Annotated in this window: 17 protein-coding genes and 2 pseudogenes; 5 read left to right on the top strand and 14 right to left on the bottom strand. The window is 66.4% G+C overall.

The genetic code is table 11. The features are described 5' to 3' along the window. Positions 1–37 precede the first annotated feature (37 nt). The 6 genes and pseudogenes from istB (ABC766_RS33860) to ABC766_RS33835 all read right to left on the bottom strand — a co-directional run bounded on the left by istB (ABC766_RS33860) (position 38) and on the right by ABC766_RS33835 (position 6,116). Positions 38–811 carry an IS21-like element helper ATPase IstB gene (gene istB, locus ABC766_RS33860; protein WP_122163120.1) on the bottom strand — a complete coding sequence of 258 codons (774 nt, stop codon included), beginning with the start codon at positions 809–811 and terminating at the stop codon, positions 38–40. After that, positions 808–2,328, bottom strand: coding sequence for an IS21 family transposase (gene istA / locus ABC766_RS33855; RefSeq protein ID WP_122163118.1), 1,521 nt, complete (start codon positions 2,326–2,328; stop codon positions 808–810). The genes istB (ABC766_RS33860) and istA (ABC766_RS33855) overlap by 4 nt, the downstream gene beginning before the upstream one ends. A 100-nt stretch (positions 2,329–2,428) precedes the next feature. Next, positions 2,429–2,503, bottom strand: a pseudogene (locus tag ABC766_RS33850) (transposase); the annotation flags it as partial. 300 nt (positions 2,504–2,803) lie between these two features. Then, entirely contained in the window at positions 2,804–3,775 is a 972-nt protein-coding gene (locus tag ABC766_RS33845) for an ExeA family protein (protein WP_127993251.1), read from the bottom strand. Then, positions 3,775–5,421, bottom strand: coding sequence for a DDE-type integrase/transposase/recombinase (locus ABC766_RS33840; RefSeq protein WP_164891434.1), 1,647 nt, complete (start codon positions 5,419–5,421; stop codon positions 3,775–3,777). Before ABC766_RS33840 ends, ABC766_RS33845 begins: the two co-directional genes overlap by 1 nt. A 17-nt stretch (positions 5,422–5,438) precedes the next feature. After that, positions 5,439–6,116, bottom strand: a complete 678-nt coding sequence (locus tag ABC766_RS33835) for a recombinase family protein (protein ID WP_053609013.1) — start codon at positions 6,114–6,116, stop codon at positions 5,439–5,441. A gap of 207 nt (positions 6,117–6,323) precedes the next feature. Here ABC766_RS33835 and ABC766_RS33830 point away from each other — a divergent pair, with 207 nt between their 5' ends. The 4 genes and pseudogenes from ABC766_RS33830 (at position 6,324) to ABC766_RS33815 (ending at position 9,324) form a co-directional block, all read left to right on the top strand. After that, complete coding sequence (locus ABC766_RS33830) at positions 6,324–6,575, top strand: hypothetical protein (RefSeq protein WP_053609012.1); 252 nt, start codon at positions 6,324–6,326, stop codon at positions 6,573–6,575. 189 nt (positions 6,576–6,764) lie between these two features. Beyond that, positions 6,765–7,583: pseudogene (gene istA, locus ABC766_RS33825) on the top strand (IS21 family transposase); the annotation flags it as partial. After that, on the top strand, positions 7,583–8,371 hold the full coding sequence (gene istB / locus ABC766_RS33820; protein WP_127991182.1) for an IS21-like element helper ATPase IstB: 789 nt from the start codon (positions 7,583–7,585) through the stop codon (positions 8,369–8,371). The pseudogene istA (ABC766_RS33825) and the gene istB (ABC766_RS33820), both read left to right, overlap by 1 nt. A 77-nt stretch (positions 8,372–8,448) precedes the next feature. Then, positions 8,449–9,324 (top strand): type IV secretory system conjugative DNA transfer family protein, encoded by an 876-nt coding sequence (locus ABC766_RS33815; RefSeq protein ID WP_345823021.1) that lies wholly within the window; start codon positions 8,449–8,451, stop codon positions 9,322–9,324. A 1,297-nt stretch (positions 9,325–10,621) separates the two neighbouring features. Here ABC766_RS33815 and ABC766_RS33810 read toward each other — a convergent pair. The 5 genes from ABC766_RS33810 to ABC766_RS33790 form a co-directional block, all read right to left on the bottom strand. Beyond that, positions 10,622–11,626 (bottom strand): hypothetical protein, encoded by a 1,005-nt coding sequence (locus ABC766_RS33810; protein WP_286964681.1) that lies wholly within the window; start codon positions 11,624–11,626, stop codon positions 10,622–10,624. 173 nt (positions 11,627–11,799) lie between these two features. Further along, entirely contained in the window at positions 11,800–12,105 is a 306-nt protein-coding gene (locus ABC766_RS33805) for a ribbon-helix-helix domain-containing protein (RefSeq protein ID WP_286964682.1), read from the bottom strand. Then, positions 12,077–12,733, bottom strand: coding sequence for a ParA family protein (locus ABC766_RS33800; RefSeq protein WP_286964683.1), 657 nt, complete (start codon positions 12,731–12,733; stop codon positions 12,077–12,079). Before ABC766_RS33800 ends, ABC766_RS33805 begins: the two co-directional genes overlap by 29 nt. Before the next feature lie 572 nt (positions 12,734–13,305). Further along, positions 13,306–14,043, bottom strand: a complete 738-nt coding sequence (locus tag ABC766_RS33795) for a DUF3800 domain-containing protein (protein WP_286964684.1) — start codon at positions 14,041–14,043, stop codon at positions 13,306–13,308. 722 nt (positions 14,044–14,765) lie between these two features. Then, entirely contained in the window at positions 14,766–14,984 is a 219-nt protein-coding gene (locus ABC766_RS33790; protein ID WP_286964685.1) for a hypothetical protein, read from the bottom strand. 114 nt (positions 14,985–15,098) lie between these two features. On the opposite strand from ABC766_RS33790, the gene ABC766_RS33785 reads away from it, so the two are divergent. Further along, a complete protein-coding gene (locus ABC766_RS33785; protein WP_345823026.1) occupies positions 15,099–15,743 on the top strand; it encodes a hypothetical protein in 645 nt (214 codons plus the stop codon). A 136-nt stretch (positions 15,744–15,879) separates the two neighbouring features. On the opposite strand, the gene ABC766_RS33780 is transcribed toward ABC766_RS33785, so the two are convergent. From ABC766_RS33780 to ABC766_RS33770, 3 genes are all read right to left on the bottom strand, one after another. After that, entirely contained in the window at positions 15,880–16,341 is a 462-nt protein-coding gene (locus tag ABC766_RS33780; RefSeq protein WP_286964687.1) for a hypothetical protein, read from the bottom strand. A 138-nt stretch (positions 16,342–16,479) separates the two neighbouring features. After that, positions 16,480–17,061 (bottom strand): recombinase family protein, encoded by a 582-nt coding sequence (locus tag ABC766_RS33775; RefSeq protein WP_286964688.1) that lies wholly within the window; start codon positions 17,059–17,061, stop codon positions 16,480–16,482. Between the two features lie 169 nt (positions 17,062–17,230). Then, positions 17,231–17,815 carry a recombinase family protein gene (locus tag ABC766_RS33770; protein ID WP_053621441.1) on the bottom strand — a complete coding sequence of 195 codons (585 nt, stop codon included), beginning with the start codon at positions 17,813–17,815 and terminating at the stop codon, positions 17,231–17,233. Between the last annotated feature and the right edge of the window lie 4 nt (positions 17,816–17,819).

The following is a 17,819-nucleotide window of genomic DNA, read 5'->3' as shown; positions in this document are numbered from 1 at the left end:
CGGAGGCGGCGTCAACTATCCCGGGCCCCGGCGACGATTAGGCTACCGTCGAGGCCTCTGCCCCGGCTCTGGCCGCCGCGCGACGACGGTAGCTCTCGGTGTTGAGTTCCAGGATGGTGGCATGGTGGACGAGCCGATCGATGGCCGCCACGGTCATGGCTGGGTCGGGGAAGATCTGATCCCATGCGCTGAAGGGCTGATTGCAGGTGGCGATCAGCGAGCGCCGCTCGTAGCGCTCGGCGATGAGTTCGAACAGCACGCTGGTCTCCGCCTGATCCTTCCGCACGTAGCCGAGATCGTCGAGGATCAGGCAGTCGTAGCGGTCGAGCTTGGCCAGAAGGCCGGGCAGGGCGAGGTCACGCCGGGCCGCCTGCAGCCTCTGGACGAGGTCGGTGGTGCGGGTGAACAGGACGCGGTGGCCGTTCTCGACGAGCGCCGTTCCGATGGCGGCGGCCAGATGAGACTTGCCGGTGCCGGAGGGGCCAAACAGCAGGATGTTGGCCCCCTGATCGAGCCAGGCATCGCCGCCGGCGAGCGCGAGCACATGGGCCTTGCGCAGGCTCGGCACGGAGGCGAACTCGAAGCTCTGCAGCGTCTTGCCGGTGGGCAGGTCCGCCTCGGCGAGATGGCGAGCGATGCGGCGGGTGTGACGCTCCTGGACTTCGTGCTCGCACAGGGTGGCGAGGTAGCGGGCCGCGCCCCAGCCCTCGCGGTCGGCGCGGGCCCCGAGGTCCTGCCAGAGGCGGGCGATGGTCGGCAGGCGCAGGCTGGTGAGCATCACCGGCAGCTTGGCGGCGTCGGTCTTGGTCATGGCGTGGGATCCGGGGTGACGCTGAGGGAGGGCAGCAGGCGGTCGTAGGCGGTCGGATCCGGCGCGCTGACGTGCACGAGCGGCGTGCTCGACGCGCGCGGTGCGACGGCGGCGCGCGCCGTATCGAGATCGGGCAGGCGACCGGCATCGATGACGGCATCGAGGTGGTCGGCGAGCTGGCCCTCGCAGGCGTGGGTAGCAGCCAGGTGCAGGAGCCCGACGTAGACGCGGCAGGCCTGACGCAGGTCGAGGCCGGCGTCGAGGACGTCCCAGGCCCGTCGGAAGGCCGTGCGGGGGAACAGGTCCTCGCGGAACACCGAGTGCCGGAAGGCCTGCGGCTTCCTCACGAGGGCGTGGACGAGGTGACGATAGTCGACGACGCGCAGGAGCGGGCCGCCGCGCTTGAAGTGCCGGCGCGCCAGCGTCAGCACGGGGGTGAGCCCCAGGTGGCAGACGAGGCGGTCGTCGTAGACGTGCACCGTGAGGCGGCAGCCCACGAGGCGCGAGGGGACGGTGTAGAGGACGTTGCGCACCGAGATGGTGCCGAAGCGCGTCACGCCCGCGCTGGCGACGCTGTAGTCGCTGGTGCGGTAGGTGGGCAGCGGCGCGAGGGCGGTGCGCTCCACCGCCAGGGCGTCGCGCACGGCGGCGTTCCTGCGCAAAGCGTAGTCCTGCAGGAACGCCTGATAGGCGGCCAGATCGGCGAAGTCCTTCGAGCCGCGCAACTCCAGCGCCTCGCTCAGGCCGAGCTTGAGATGACCGTGAGCCGCCTCCACCGATCCGTTCTCGTGGGCGAGACCGGCATTGTTGCGGGTCGGCTCCAGGCCGTAGTGCCGGCAGAAGGCGGCGTAGGCCTCGGCTTCGTCGTCGCGGGTGGCGAGGTTGCGGTAGGCGGCCGAGAGCCGATCGGTGCGGTGCTCGCGGGGCACGCCGCCGAGCTGCCAGAGGGCATCCTGCAGACCTTCGGTGAGCGCGGTGAAGCTCTCCCCGCCGCAGATCGCCTTGAGCGAACGCCAGCCCGAGTAGGCGAGCCAGAAGTGGTAGAGCAGATGCGGGAAGGGACGGCCCGCCAAGGTGACGCCGAGCTTGGATCCGTCGGTGAAGTCTGAGAGCGCCTGTCGCCCGGGCGGATGTTCCTGGCGGAAGATCAGCTCGCGCTCGGGCCCCTCGGTGGCGCGCCAGTGGGCGACACGCCGCTGCAGGGAGCGCAGCACGCCCTCGCCGAAGCGCCCGGGATGGCGGCGGTCGAGTTCTTCGAGCAGGCTGGTGGCCCGGATGTGGGGCACGGCTTCCAGAAGAGGCACGAGTTCCTCCCGCCAGACATCGGCGAAGGGATCGGCGCGGGTGCGATAGGTGCGTGGGGGCTTCTGGCTCGGCAGGGTCGGACCGGCCTCGATGCGCCGCCCGGTGCGCTCGCTGAAGCCGGCCTGGGCTGCCGCGACAGCCTGCGTGTGGCCTTCCCGTCGTGAGGTCATGAAGCGCCGGACCTGTCGGTCGGTGACGTGCAAGCCCGGCATCAGCCTTCCCCCGTGATCGCGGGGGAAGGCTGCGCGCCCTCACGTCGAACCGGCCATCCCAATCGTCGTCAGGCGGCAATCGTAGTTGGCGTCACACAGTCGGGAAATGCCCGCGGGCGCGCACGGCCCGGCGCAGCGTGGCGTTCAGGGCCTCGATGGCGTTCGTAACCGGTATGAAGATGGCGGTGCCGCGGTTCGGCCGGGACGCAGGTCTTGGCGTATGGTGCGACCATCCGGGACAGAGGCACCGGGAGCACGAAGGTGCGGGCAGGCCGATGTATACGATGAGCTGCGAGCTCGCGTTAGTTGTAGCGGCGCGCAATCGAACTGTGGCGGAGGCGCAATCGAGGGCGTTTTCCGGCGCACGATCGGTGAGACTGGAGACGGTCTCCGACGCACATTCCGTGAGACTGGGCGCACGATCGGTGAGACCGACGCGAGATCATCCGAGCCGACGCACGCTGCGTGAGACGGATCAGGTCGGCAGGCCGGCGGCCCGCATCTCGTCCAGGAGTTCGGCGGCCCGGGCCGCTTCGAGTTCGCCGCGGAGGAGCCGTCGGACCTCGCCGGGCTTGGCGTCGAACTGCTCGGCCAGACTGCGAAGGTCGTAGCCGTTCCGCGTCAGCCGGGGCTCCAACTCGTCGAGCTGGCGCGATAGCACAGCATCGATCATGTCGGCATCGACCGGCTTGGCCCCGATCTCGAAGGCGGCTTCGAAGGCGCGCACGAGATGCTGCCCGATCTGGAGCGGCGTCTTCAGCTTGGCGGCGAGCAAGGTGGCGGCGCCGTCGGTCAGTACGTCGGCCTGCGCGATGCCATCCTGGAGCGAGGCCTTCATCACCCAGTCGATATAGTCGCGTTGCCGATCACGCAGCCCTCCGAACTCGAACACCGTCGTGCGGTCGCCGATTTCCTCCATCTTGGGACGCCGCAGGTCGTTCTTCAGCTTGGGATGGCCGATCAGCACGATCGAGAGCTGCCCTCCGCCCTCCGCCACCAGCTCGATGAGGCGCTTGAGCGCCGTCAGCGTCTTGGGGTGGAGGTCGTGCGCGTCGTCGATGAAGAGCGCCACGGGCTTCCTGGCGCGCCGGAACAGCTCCTGCAGGTCTCGCTCGCGGCGTTCCGACTGGCTGGAGATCGTCACCGTCTTTTCCGGCGACAGGTCATAGAACAAGGCAGCCAGCAGGAGCGGCACGGTGATCTTGGCCTTGTCGACCGACAGCGAGCGCGACACGATCACCCGGCCTTCTCGCTCGAGGTCGGCACGCAGGCGGCGCGACAGCAGTGTCTTGCCCGAGCCGATGACGGCCGTGACAGCGATCAGGCGACCACCCGCGATGGCGGCGCGGATATCGCGGGCGACCTGGGTATGGTGCTCTGTCTCGAAGAAGCCGACGTCGGTCGGCGGTCGCAACAGGTCGTAGAAGCGCATCACTTCGGTGAGCATCAGCCGACGCCTCCCCTCTGCCCGGGCGGGAAGCGCTCTCGGACGGCGGCCAGGACCTCGGGACGGGCCAAGGTCCGCGCCAGCAAGGCGTCGATGAAGGCGCGATCCTCAGCCGGGAGGGTGGCGAGGGGCAGCCTGATGGCCTCGGCGATGGCGCGCCGGGCGACGAGCAGATTGGCGAAGCTCAGCTGTCCGAATGGGTCGGGATCGCGGAAGGGACGCACCGGGACGGACAGAGGCGGTCGCGCCTCGGCCATGACGACGTCGGCCTCGCCCGACAGCGCCGCACGCGGCAGCGCGAGCCGGCGCGCCAGGTCCTCGACCCGCTCGGCCTTGACCTCACGCCTGGATTTGCGGTGCTTGCGATAGCGATGCAGCGGGATCGGGCCTCCGACCGGAAGAAAGGGGCCGGACCGCCGATCCTCGCATTCCACCCAGAGTTCCTGGTCGAAGAGGCCCCACCACACCACGACCGTCTCGCCGGCGAACTCGGGATCGATCTCGTAGGTCACGCCGGCGATCGTCATCCGGCAGTCGAGCGCCACGACCCGTCGTTCCGGTTCCCGGGCAAAGGCGCAGAACCGATCCCAGCCGCACATCTCCCGCAGACCGTCGTCGGGCAGGTGCGCCAGCCAGTCCTCGATACGGCTGTGCGGTTCGATGCGATGATCGCCACGGTTGTAGCTGTCGATGAAGCGCGCCAGCCACCGATTGGCCTCCGCCTCCGTCTCGGGCCGGTGGAAGTGGTACAGGGTCTCGTGGGCCTCCTTCACGGTGCGGAAGGGCCGCTCGACCTTGCCCTTGGAGCGTGCCGTGGTGCGCCGACCATCCGACCCGGCCGGCCTGTGCGTCGTCACCGCGACACCCAAGCTCTCCATCACGCGTCCGAACACAGCCGACTTCGCGACCGGGCCGTTGTCGAGGTAGAGAGCCGCCGGAATGCCGCCGAACGGGCTCCCGTTCTCGTCGGTCTCCTTGCGGGCCATGGCGTTGAACAGGAAGCGCAGCGCGCTCTCGACGTCCTCGCCGTAGACGCACCGATATTCCTGGTAGGCGACGCCGGAGCGGTCGTCGACGACGCTGAACAGCATCAGCATGGGCGCGCCCGAGCGGTCATGATCGAGCCAGGGCGGAACTTCGATCTGCTTGAGATCCGAGGGGCTCATGTCGAAGTGCCAGAGCGCGTTGGCTTGCGCGGCCTGGAAGCGGACGGCGGGCGGCTCGCGGACCATGCGGGCATGATCGTAGCCGAGACGCCGCAGGTGTCGGTTGAGGGTGGATGCGGTCAGGCGGCCTGGTGCCAGCTTCATGAAGCCATCGGGCGTGTCGACCCCGTGCTCGACAAGCAGGCCGAGGATACGCACCGTCGACAGGTGGCGGCCCTTGCGGTTCGTGGTGCGGACCTTCATGGCCGCGACGATCTCGCACCAGCGTTCGATCTCGGAGGCCGACATCGACCTCGGCCGCCCCTGGTCGGCGCGGTGAGCGGCATGGGGGCGACGTCCGCCACGCAGCAGGCGGTACAAGGTCGCCCGGCTGACGGCATAAAGCGCGGCGGTCGACCGGATCAGGGTGGTCCGTTCCGGATGACGGGCGGGGAGTGCGGCAAGCCGCTGCCGGAGGGTCACCAGGGCCTCGGTCGGCACGGCGCCCCCGGCCGGCATCACGCCAGACCGGTCTGGCTGGATGGTGAAGGTGCGCTCGGCTTCGCACCCTTGCGGATCGTGGCCGCGCCGTCCAGCAGCACCTGCCCGGCCGCCTTGGGTGTGCCGTCGCCGTTCACATAGGCGTAGAGTGTCGTGGTGGTGACGCCGAGGCGTTTGGCGACGTCCGCCGCGACAGCCTTCGGGTCGGCCATGGCGGCCATGGCCATGGTCAGCGTTGCATGGTCCATCTTGCGTGGCCGCCCGCCCATGCGCCCACGGGCCCGGGCCGCGGCGAGCCCCGCCGTCGTGCGCTCGGTGATGAGCGCCCGCTCGAACTCGGCGAAGGCCGCGAAGATGCCGAAGGCGAGACGGCCGTTGGCGGTGGTGGTGTCGATCTGCGCTCCGGCCCCGGCCAGAACCTTGAGGCCGACGCCACGAAGGCGGAGGTCCTCGGCCGTGGTGACGAGATGCCGAAGGTCGCGGCCAAGACGATCGAGCTTCCACAACACCAGGGTGTTACCCGGCTGAAGGGCTTTCAGGCAGGCCAGCAAGCCGGGGCGGGCATCATGCCGGCCGGAGGCGAGATCCTGGTAGATGCGTTCATCGGCGACGCCGGCGGCGAGAAGCGCGTCGCGTTGCGGAGCGAGCGTCTGGCTGCCGTCGCTCTTCGAGACCCGGACGTAGCCGATCAGCATGAGCTCCCCGAGGCCGCCAGGAAAGATACTGTCCATCCTGCAATCTCGCGCTCATTTCCGCAACGAGTTTTCTGACGCTCCCCGAGCTTTGTTCAGCGGCACCCGAGCCTCACAAGAAAACCGGCCGTTTTCCTTGTCGTCGTGGTGCGTGAGGCGCTACGGCCAGGGGCCGGATGAACGGCGCCTGGTCCGGAAAAGAGATCGCCCATGTTCGCCATTCTCCGACAAGCCGGCGGCCGGCGGTATGAGGTGGACTTCGAAGACGATCCCGTCCTGCTCGATGTCGCCATGAGCGCGACCACGATCCAGATCACGATGACCGCAACCGAGGATCGCGATCCCGAGAAGAACCGCTTCGTGACCGTCACGGTCCCACGTGAGGCGTTGATCGCCGCCCTGGCGGCTGCCGGCAGCACGGCCAAGTCAGGCAACAGGAAGGGACCTACACGCGTCGGATAACAGGCTCATCTTGCCTGCCGACCTGATCCGTCTCACGCAGCGTGCGTCGGCTCGGATGATCTCGCGTCGGTCTCACCGATCGTGCGCCCAGTCTCACGGAATGTGCGTCGGAGACCGTCTCCAGTCTCACCGATCGTGCGCCGGAAAACGCCCTCGATTGCGCCTCCGCCACAGTTCGATTGCGCGCCGCTACACGTAGCGACGCTCGGCTACTCGCGCCGCCTGCACGTGCGTGCCTTCGGCCACGAACGGCAGGAGGACTGGTTCGCCGGGCTGGAGAGCGCTTTCCGGGCTTTCGGCGGCGTGCCACACGAGGTGTTGCTCGACAACGCTCGCGCCCTGGTCTTGCACCACGACCCTGTGAGCCGCGAGGTCGTCCTGCACCCGCGCCTGCACGCCTTCTCCCGCCACTGGGGCTTCCGGGTGCGGGCCTGCGCCCCGTACCGGGCGCGCACGAAGGGCAAGGACGAGCGCGGCGTCGGCTACGTCAAGAACAATGCCGTGGCCGGCCGCCGCTTCGCGAGCTTCGCAGCCCTGGAGGCGCATCTCGATGCCTGGACGCGGGACGTCGCCGACCGGCGCGTGCACGGCACGACCGGCGAGGCGCCGGGCGAGCGGTTCGCCCGCGACGAGGCTCGGGCGCTACGGCCGCTCGCGGGCGTGCCGCCGTTTTCCGCCGCGCGCGATCTCGTGCGCCGGGTCGGAGCGGACTGCGCGGTTGCGGTCGACGGCAACGCTTACTCGGTACCCTGGCGGCTGATCGGTGAGCGGGTGCGGGTCACCGTGAGCGGAGCGGTGGTGCGCGTCCACCACGGCGGACGGGAGGTCGCCGCGCATGCCGAACTGAAGGGACGTCACGGCCGTGCGGTCGACGACGCTCATCTGGCCGGGCTCGTGGGTAGCCGTGAGCGACCGGCTCATCGGCGCGACCCGCCTCCTCTCGTGGCGACGCCGGAACTGCTGCGTCCGCTCGCCGAGTACGAGGCTGTCGCCGGGGGAGGCTTCTGATGAGCGAGGAACACGATCACCTCACCGTACTGCTCGACCGCCTGAAGCTGACGGCCATGCGTGACCAACTCGACAGCCTGATCGACGAGGCCGGCCGGGGCGAACTGACGATCCGCGAGGCGCTGACGCTGTTCTGCGAGCGGGAGATCGCCCGGCGCGATCAGCGGCGCATCGACATGGCCTTCGGGCTGGCCCGCTTCCCGTTCGTGCGCGACCTGACCGGCTTCGACTTCGGCGCACAGCCCTCGTTGGACAAGGCGCAGATCCGCGAGATCGCCACCGGCCGCTTCATCGCCAACGGTGAGGCGGTGCTGCTCCTCGGACCACCCGGGGTGGGCAAGACGCATCTGGCGGTGGCGATCGGGCGTGCGGCGATCGTGGCCGGCTACGGCGTGTTGTTCACCCCAGCCACGACGCTCGTGGCGCAGTTGGCCAAGGCGCACGCCGAGGGGCGGCTGGAGGAGCGGCTGACGCACTATGCCAAGCCGAAGCTGCTGATCATCGATGAGCTCGGCTACCTGCCGTTCGAGCCGGATGCCGCGCACCTGTTCTTCCAGCTCGTCAGTCGCCGCTACGAGCGCGGCGCGATGCTGGTGACCTCGAACCGGGCGGTGGGCGAGTGGGGCAGCGTGTTCGGGGACGCGGTGGTGGCCACCGCCATCCTCGACCGGCTGCTGCACCATAGCCACGTCGTCACCATCCGCGGTGACAGCTACCGCCTGCGCGAGAAGCGTCGCAGCGGACTTCTACAGAGGGCCGCTATCGTCCCCAACCCCACGCCCGTCTAGGCGAGGAAACCGGCATGGGGGTCAGATCCTCGTGACGCGAAGGGGTCAGTTCCGGTTGTCGCTTGAAAGATGCCGCTTTGCGCAACTTCGCCTGCCGCTACCACCCACCGGCGCGGGCCTTCACCCCCCTCGACGAGGAGGGGAATTTTACGCGGACCGCGGCGAGTTACGTCGGCAACCTGCAGGGTGCCGGCAACGCGATCATCCGGCCTCTGGCGGCTAGCTGGGGTGACATCGCCCCTGCAGCCCGCATCGGGGTGAAGGCGTGGCTCCTCGACACGGCACCGGAGCGGCGTGTGCTGGTCCTGCAGCGCGATGCGGCGAAGGCTGACCTGTCGGAGGCTTGGCTGAAGCCGCTGCTGGGCATGATGGCCAACCTCTGCGCGTCGCGCGAGATGCCCAACGGCCGCCCGCACAGAACCTGGTTCAGTTTGGATGAAATGCCGCAACTCGGGGTTCTGCCCCATTTTTCGCAGGTGATGGAAACCGGCCGTGTCAAAGGCCTCTGTGCCCTGATATCGGCCCAAAATCTCGATCAGATCGAGGATACGTACGGACCGGCACGCGCGCGCGCCTTGCTGGGGCTGACCGGGCTCAAGGTCGCGTTCAAGCTCGACGTCGACGAGGGCTCCAAGCGGGTCACGGAGTTCGTCGAGGACGAGGTCGTCGAGGTCTGGCCGGAACCCGATGCTAAGGGAAACCGGCCGACGCAGCCCGATCTTAAGACCATCGAGACGCTAACCCGTACGGATCTGGCCCGGCTGCGGCGCACGGACACGGAGGTCGAAGGCTTCCTGTTCCTGGATGGCGCCGCGTGCAAGCTGAGCTGGTCGGTGGTTCGTCTGCCCGTACAGCGAGCTGCGTTTCTGCCGTTCAAATCGCAGGCGCCGGCAGCGCAGCCCGACCCGTCTCGCTCTCTAACGCGCGTGGCTGTGCGGAGGAAATCGGGCTGAGGCTTGGCTCCTCTGTACCGGCTGGCCGGGCCAGAGCGTGAGCCCGGCTGACTTGGCGGCGGGTCTAGCACCTAACGGGCACGCTACACGTGTGCCTTGATCCGGCGCGCGATACGCGCGCGGTGGCCTCATTACCGGCCACCGGCCCCCACTAGGATTTTCTCGAACAGTTGGGTTTTTGTTTCAGATTCCGCGCACAGTACAGCCAGGGATCGCGATGACCGTGAAGGGTTGGGGGTCGCTGCCGGCGACAGGGCGGCCTTTGCTCAAGAAGGATCCTAGCCCTCCCTCCCCCTTACCCCGGCATGATCAATCGCTTCAATCTGGCGCACTCCGTTGCGGCCCAGCGCAGCAGTGACGACCAAGCGATGGCCGAACTCAGCACTGTCCTGTGCCCGCCAAGGCAAACCATTTACCCTTTATGGTTTGTGGCACACCGGGCAACCAAGCCCATGGGAACACACGCCCCAAAATGGCGGAAAACCTTAGCTTTGACGGGAAACCACGCCCCAAAAACGCGCCGTCGGATCATCACGGAATGGATTCCGCGGCGTCGGAGCATGTCCGTTCGCATGAATCTCACTGCACTTTCGCAGTGGCAAAATCCCTCAGGACACCTTCAGAGTCGTTTAGGGGCAGAGTCGTCTCTATATCGGTTCTGCAGCCTCTAACTTCTCCAAAAGCCGAACTGCAGCTTCTGCCACCCACCTTCCCGGCAGCAAGAATCGTCCGCCCTACGGGCGGACCCAGAGGAGACTTAGCCCCCAGAGGCGGTTTCTTTATTGGTAGGGTAGCGGGTTTTTGGCTTCGCCAAAAAGGGGCGGGGTCTGAGCTGGTGCGATTCGCAGAGAATTGGCTCCACAGCCTGTCCACCAGGTGATCTCCTCATGCGAGTCACCGACAACGTCTCTTAAGGTCTCTTTAAGTATCTATAGAAAAGGTCTATACGGAAATTCCTGTTGCAACGTATGGACTTAAACCTAGTTTTTGGGGCGTGGTTTCCCAGAATCTGGGGCGTAGTTTCCGGAATCTGGGGCGTCACTTCCGGATTTTTGGGGCGTTCTTTCACTTGTCCACAGGCCGGGCCGTTGCGCGTCTGGCCCTCAGTTTTGGGGCGTGGTTTCCGCGCGCCAAGCCACTCACCGATAGCGCTCGCATGCGCATTTCGGGCCTCACTTCCGCATCAGCAGGGGCTCCTGCAGGAGCGCTCACTTGGTTTGTGCCCCTAATACGACACGTTTTGCATCAATGTGCATCGCCATTTTGGGGCGTGCTTTCCGGGTTAGAATGAGACGTGTCAATGGTTTAGGCGGGTCTTCTCGGCCTTCTGCAGCTCCAGCTCGAACTGGCGCGGCGCTGCGTGGGTGTAGCTGTAGCGGCGCGACTTGGCCCGGCCCGAGCCGGTGACCTCCTCGCTGAACGCCGACAGCCCGCCGGCGCTGACCATGTCCTTGAAGGCTTCGCGGCATTCCTTGCGGAACTGTGCACGGGTCGCGCTGGTCGCTTCGGGCGCCCAGAGCTCGCGGCCGGCCAGCTGAGCCAGACGCTCTTCCTCGATGTAGGTGTGGTTGGGCTGGCTGTCGATGAACGGCCAGAACACCTTGGCGTGGTCGGACTTCAGGCGGAACTGTACGTCAGCGTTGATGCTGACCAAGTGCGCCTTCTCGATCATTTCGAGGACGCGCGAGCCGTAGGTGACGGTCACGGCACTGTCGAGCTGGGCGCCTTCCCAGCTGAGATCGGTGATCAGCGAGGACGCTGACCCCGCACCATCCGGCAGTAGATTGCGGGCGCGCTTGGTCTTGATGGCCTCCAGCTCCTTGAGGGAGCGACCCTCGTGGATCAACACGCTGACCTGCTGGATTTCCTGGAACACGTGCACGAGGCTGAGCAGGTTGTTGACGTGCTCGGTCCGGCCCATCGCCCTGATCAGGGTCCGCCAGGTGGTACGGGTCTGGTAGTACCAGAGCACCGGCGCGATGAACGTGCCAGGGCGGTAGGCAGGGTTGTCGACTTTGACCTTTTCGCGCGGCAGGCGGAACAGCGCATAAATGGCGTCCCGGTGCTGGCTGCCGAGCTCCCGCCCTTTCACCTCCACTACCGAATAGCCTGGCACCTCGTAGACGCGCACGAAGTTGCTATCGGTGATCAGGTCCTTTTTACGCGGCGCGAAGGCCGAGGTGCGCGCCAAGTGCTGGGGCATGGTGGCCGGGTTGCGGCGGCCGCGACGGTTCTTGAGAGTGCGCTCCTTGCGCGCTAGGCGTTGTTCCTCCTCAGGCGTAAGTGGGCGGGTAGGCGGCATGGACATCCTCAGTGGAGCCTAGCGCCGACCGGGAATCAACGCACCAGAAACGGGAACACACGCCCCAAAAATGTGCAAGGTTTTTAGGCCCTGGCGCAAGATCGTGGCGGAATCCGTGTGCTTTCGGCACCATGCAGTTTGTGGCAAGTCACAAGTGACTTGCCACAACGTTCTTAGGTTTTGCTCTCGAACTCCTTGAGGGACGGCTGGCCATATTTGGCAAGCATCAGGTCGATGCCCTCGCGGATGAAGCTGTTGAGGTCGCGGTCGTGCTCGATGCACATCATGCGCAGGCGCTTCTTGCAGGCCGTCGGCACGTAGGCGACCACCTGCTCGTAGTTTTTGGCCTTGGCGACCAGAGCGGGCGCTGCGGCCGGGCTGGCCGAATGTTGCACGATCGTGGCGGTGTCGTTGGTTGGCTCCTGCGGCAGCGCGCCGCCGAGAGCGGCCTCAAGCGACGCGGGTCTGTTTCTGGCCATGCGGCCTCCCTTCCATGCGGTTGAGCGTCCACTCCAGCAGCTCGCGGATCTCGCCGGCGGCCTTGCTGTTGGTGTCGCGTTCGGTGACCCCCTTCCCTGTCGCCAGCGCGTCCATGTGGTCGGCGCGCAGAGCGAGTGGCGTGCTGGCCACGGCGCCGGTCAGCTGCAGGACGCGGTAAGCGTCCGTGGTGCGGATCGAGCGGCCTGGCGGGCACTGGTTGAGGACGTAGGAAAACGGCTTGCCGAGGCGGTGAATGGCGCTGACGGTCGGCGCTGACGCCTCAATGTCGGCCACGCTCGGCCGGGCTGGGATCAGGCACAGATCGGCGATCTGGATGGCGGCAGTGACACCGGGTGTGTCGGCGCCGGGCGTATCGATGATCACCAGCTGGATGCCCTGCTTTTGCAGCAGCGGCAGGGCCACCTCGAGCTGGCCGGCGTTGATGGCGTTGACCTCGGGGCCGCTCTCGGCCTCGCGCCGGCCGTACCACTTCTTGGTGGTGCCCTGCGGATCGATGTCGATGATCGAGGTTTTGAGCCCCTGCTCCTCGGCGGCCACGCCAAGGGAGAAGGCCAGGGTGCTTTTGCCGGTGCCCCCCTTTTGGGAGACGATTGCGAGTACGTGCATGGCCGCATCCTTTCCGGAGGGAAGCCTTAGCGGCAAGTGGTTAATGGCTTGCGGTAAGCCGCATACGGTTTGCCATGTGCCTTTTGTGGCACACCACATATCCTTTGCCATTTGTGGCAAACTATAAGCAGTCCACGCTGACCGCACGAAAACGCCACCCTCACGGAGGCGCATAACGCGGGATCACCATCGCGGCAACGCCCTAGGAACGTGGGTAACGCTGGAAGGCTGCCGGCGTGGCCGTGGGGCCATGCCCCGGACAGTATCCACCGGGGATGGGTTGGTCGCCGCCGCGCCACGCTCTCTTATGAAGAACGAAATCGATGCTGCTGACCGGGCGTTACGGCTCTGCCCCCAAGCAGGCCTCTGTCATGGATAGCTCTCAAAAGGCATAATGCGATCAAGGGCTTACTCATGGTCAATTATGGCTTGCCATAAACCATAACATCGCGCGAAGGGCGATTTCCCTTGAAAAAAGGTGGGCCGTGGCCCATACTCAACTTAAGTGGATCGGGAATTCTCGATCGGCGTTGGGCCTCGGTGAACTCACCGGGGCCTTTCGCTTTTGGGGCCTACGGAAAGAGCTTGAGGCCGTAGCCGGGGATGCGTCCGACCGGGCTCTGACGAAATTTCCCTTCGACGACCTCATAGGCCCGGTTGGGCTGCTCGGGTTTCAGCACGTGGCGGCCGACCGGATAGGCGACCAGGTCCGCCAATTGCAGCCCCGGCGAGTTGTGCTTCTTGTCGACGAAGCGGATGTCGAGATTGGGTAGGGCCCCCACGCGGTTGGCGCCATCGCAGATCCGCCGGAACTCCAGCTCCAGTTTGTCGTCCTCGGCTTTGCCGCGGCACTCCACCAAGAGATGCGTCTGCCGGTCGGCCTGACCGCGCTCCTGGAGGAACATCTGCAGCCGCTCGATGCAGAAGGCGAGGGCGATCTCATAGGGATCGTTGGGTTGGGCGTAGCGGCGGACCAGCTGCTCCTTGTTGATCACGGCGGCGATCAACGTGAACTCGGCGTCCTGCATCACCGCCGTCATCCGTTCCTGGAACGCAGCGCGGGTTTCCGGCACGAGTAGCAGGGCAAAGTCGCCCTTAGATTTGCGGATCTCGTGACTGTGCAGGACCACGGCATCGTGGCCCCAGAAATCGAATTTTAGCTGATGGATGAGCGGGATGATGCGCTGGACGTACGCGTCCTTCCGGCAGATGCAGAACGCCAGGACGAAGACCGGGTACTCCGGGTTTATCGTTTTGAGGCCGTGGTCCCCGCTCTCATCGACAAACACGACATAGTCACTGAAGGCCATCGGCCAACGATACCGCGAAGCTTGGCCGTTGGCCAGCAAACCGCATCGGTGCGCGAAGCTAAGTGTCGGTGGCTACTTGCGGTTTGGTTACGCGATTTGTGCAACTTGTGGCAAATGGCTTGCCACAAGTTGCGGCTTGGCGATCATAGAGACCGGGCCTAACGCTTTTCCTTCACCGTGGTGTTGGGGCTGGCCTTGCCGTGCTTCGCCGTCACGTAGCGTCCGGTGATCGCGCTGCGGTAGCTGCCACCGCTGCTCTTCTTCGCCATAGGGCTCTCCTGTCGCGGGACCATCCCGCGCCACTCCAACGGCAGAAGACCACCCACGTTGCAGCCACTTACGGTTATCCACAAACCGTTTACCACAAATGGCAAAGTCTCAAGCGCCGCGACGGCAGCGTCCATGACGTGGAAGCAGGCTAAGGCGCCCTGTCGAGGTTACCACCTGATGTGCAGTGTGGTGGCGATACGCCGCTAGGCCGTGCCCGGCACACCACCCCCCAAACTCCCGCCAGTCGCTCTCATAGGTCCGCCACGTCGCCCGGGAGCGGGACCCGCGCGCCAGGTCTGCGGCCTCGTCGGTGAGGGCGGCGAGCGCTGGCGGCAGCCCGGCGGCCTCGGGACCCGCCACCGGCAGGGCTTCACGCGCGCCGTGCGGCGCGGCAAGCTGGTCGAGGCTGGCCGTGCTTTCGAGCGCGCCATCCCGATCGTCGACGGGTGCGGTCACGCCTGCGCCCGCATCGCCCGAAGATAGTCGCGGCGGCAGCGCAGGGCGGCGAGCGCGTCCTCGATCTCACGCAGGGCGCAGCGGGCGTCCGCGCCGTCCTGCCCGTCGCGCTCCAGCTGCTCGATCAGCCCGGTCCACTCGGCCCGGCGCGCCTCGCCCGCCTCGATCTCCCCCTCGATCTGGTCGAGCGGCTCGTCGTCCCGCAACCCACTCATGGCGGCCTCCTGGCTACCGATACCCTGCGCTTATCGGAACCCAGGAGGGGGCGCCATCAGGTCAGCGGCGCCAGCGCTGAATTGCCCGGTTGCTCGGCAGGACAAGGCGTCCCCGTGCCGTACCAAGCACGGCAGCGGGCTCAAAATTTTCTCTTGCTAGTCAAGAGCATTTTATATTTTATCGTGGATTACAACGTCGATCCAGGCTCTAACGGCGTCGTAGCGCAGTCCAGCTCGGATTTTTCCGCTGTTGGTAGGGTCGCGGTAAATACCCTAATGCCCGTCCTGACTGACCGCCAGCGGATCGAACTCGCAGTTTCTGCCTACCTCTTCTACGCGCTCACGGGGGCGCCAGATGTGTTCGTTCCGGCTGATCCAGACTTAGCCGCGAGAGCCGAGGCGGATATCGCTGAGCTGCGCGGCAACTTGCGGACTGCGTGCCTAGAGCCGTTCGCGGACTTGGCGCCAGTCAAGAGGCAGGCGCTCATACGTCGCCTTGAGCGCGTCAAACGGCAGGCAACTACCGACTGGCATGAATGCCCAGCGCTTGGCCTCATGCTGATGCTTTGGTGCTTCCTCAAAGACCTCACCGACCGCGAGGTTCTGATCTTATGGGAGGGCTCGGTGATGGACCGGGCGATGCAGAAGCTGATGCCGATGTGCGAGTATGGCTTTGAGAGGCAGGAAGACGGCGTTGTGGCTCAGGAGCGGGCCCGCACGTTGCTCAGCCGCCTGCAAGCCGAGGGATTATACCGCTGATCCGCGTGCGGATCGCTATTCCTTCGACGGGCCGCGTCTGGTGCCGGTGAGGACTGGTGTTGGCCCGGGCTGGCCATGGCTCGCCAGAAGGGCGATCCAAGCCCGATACCCCGCTGTAGGGACCTGTTGCCGAGGCTCAGGCCCGCGCGAAGAGATCGAGCTGCCCCACTGCCATGCGAGCACGCGACCGGGAGGTGCGAGCAGCACGCTCAAGCCTCGACGTAGGGCGCACCGGCAGACCAGTGCCTGGCTTGCCATAGAGCACGGCGCCGACGATCCCGCAGCCATCGCCGTGATGAAACACGTTCGCGGTGTGCGGCCCGGCCCGTAGGATTTCCTGCACGAGCGTCTCGTCTACACCCATGCTGGATACCGCCGCCAGCATACATGCCAGCCCGATCTCCTCGATAGCGAAGGACTGGAACTCCGCGGCACGCTGCCGCCAGACTTGGCGCACGGCGCCGACGCTGGTCTGTGGGAACGGGTTAGGGGCCGGTTGTGTCGCCTCGTCGGCGATGAAGGCCGCGATCGCGTGCCGCTCGGCGATGTGGGAGGCCGTGAGCAGGGAGGCGGCGAGCTGGCGTCGGCTGATCGTCATGTCGCTCCGGCGATCTCAACCCGGATTACGAGCGGTTGCCTCTCGAAGGGGCAGCCCTGGGCGGTGATGCGCGACCTCGTCATTACAGAGAGTGCGTCGGCGCGGGCAGGACGCCAAAGCCACACATCGCGCACGAGCTCAGCCCTTGACCGCGATGCTGTTGGCCCGTGCTCGTGGAAAGTAGCTGTAGAAGGTATCCCGATTGACCCCGAGCCGCTTGGCGATGTCGGCCACGCTGATCGTGCCCGCCGCCAGCATCGCCCGGCCGGCCTCGATATCCGCCTCAGACAGCTTCTTCGGCCGCCCACCCTTACGTCCGCGAGCGAGGGCGGCCTTCAGGCCCTCCATCGTGCGTTCGCGGTTGAGGTCGAGGAAGTACTCGGCCATGGCCCCATGCATCTGCAGGGCGAAGCGGCCGTGAGCGGTGGCGCTGTCGAACTGCTCGGTGAGCGAGCGGAAGTGCACGTCCTTCACCCGCAGGCTGTCGATGGTGCGCATCATCTCGACGAGCGAGCGGCCGAGGCGATCGAGCTTCCACACGACGAGCACGTCCTCGGGGCGCAGGTAGGCGAGCGCCGCCTCGAACTCTGGCCGCTTGGTCCCGGCCTTGCCGGACTTCTTCTCCTCGAAGATGCGCTTGCATCCGGCCTTGGTCAGCGCATCGCGCTGCAGGTCGAGGTTCTGGTCGAGGGTGGAGACGCGGGCATATCCGACGAGCATGTCGGGATCGTGCCAAAATGCCGTTTATCCGGCAATAGAAACGCCGACAGGTTTTTCCGACAAAAACGGCGCCGTTTTGGGCGGCTCGCTGTGACCTTCAGCGATAAGTGGCGCGTTTACTTCAGAGCTTGGTGACACACCCGCCGGTGCGCCGGGGACGCCGATGCGATCAGGCAGGTGCGGTCGCGTCCCTGATCCTCAGAATAGTCTGCCGGCTGGTTTTGAAGGTCCGCGCCAGGGCCGACACGCTCGCGCCGTCCCCGATCTGGCGCGTCACCGCCTCGCGCTGCTCGCCCGTGAGACTGGCCGGCCGGCCGAGCCGCCTGCCTTCCGCCCGCGCCCGGCTCAAGCCAGCCTGGGTGCGCTCAATCAGGAGATCGCGCTCGAACTCCGCGACGGCGTTGATCACGTTCATCGTCAGCTTGCCCGTCGAACTCGTCAGGTCGACCCCACCCAGCGCCAGGCAGTGAACCCGCACCCCGAACTCCTCGAGCTTGGCGACGGTGGCGCCCACGTCCATGGCGTTGCGCCCGAGCCGGTCGAGCTTGGTCACCACGAGAACATCGCCCGCCTCCAGCCGGTCGAGCAGGCGCGCGAAGCCGCGGCGCTGGCTGGCCGCGATGGAGCCCGACACGGTCTCGGTCACGAGGCGGCGCGGTTCGATGGTGAACCCGGCCGCTTGGATCTCGGTAAGTTGGTTGTCCGTGGTCTGACCAGGAGTGGAGACGCGGAGATAGGCGAAGGTGCGCGGCATGAGG

Source organism: Methylobacterium fujisawaense, from assembly GCF_039619325.1.
In the GTDB taxonomy this organism is placed as follows: Bacteria; Pseudomonadota; Alphaproteobacteria; order Rhizobiales; family Beijerinckiaceae; genus Methylobacterium; species Methylobacterium fujisawaense.
The sequence above is the reverse complement of the archived record's forward strand: the minus strand, read 5'-3'. Positions and strand labels throughout refer to the sequence as shown.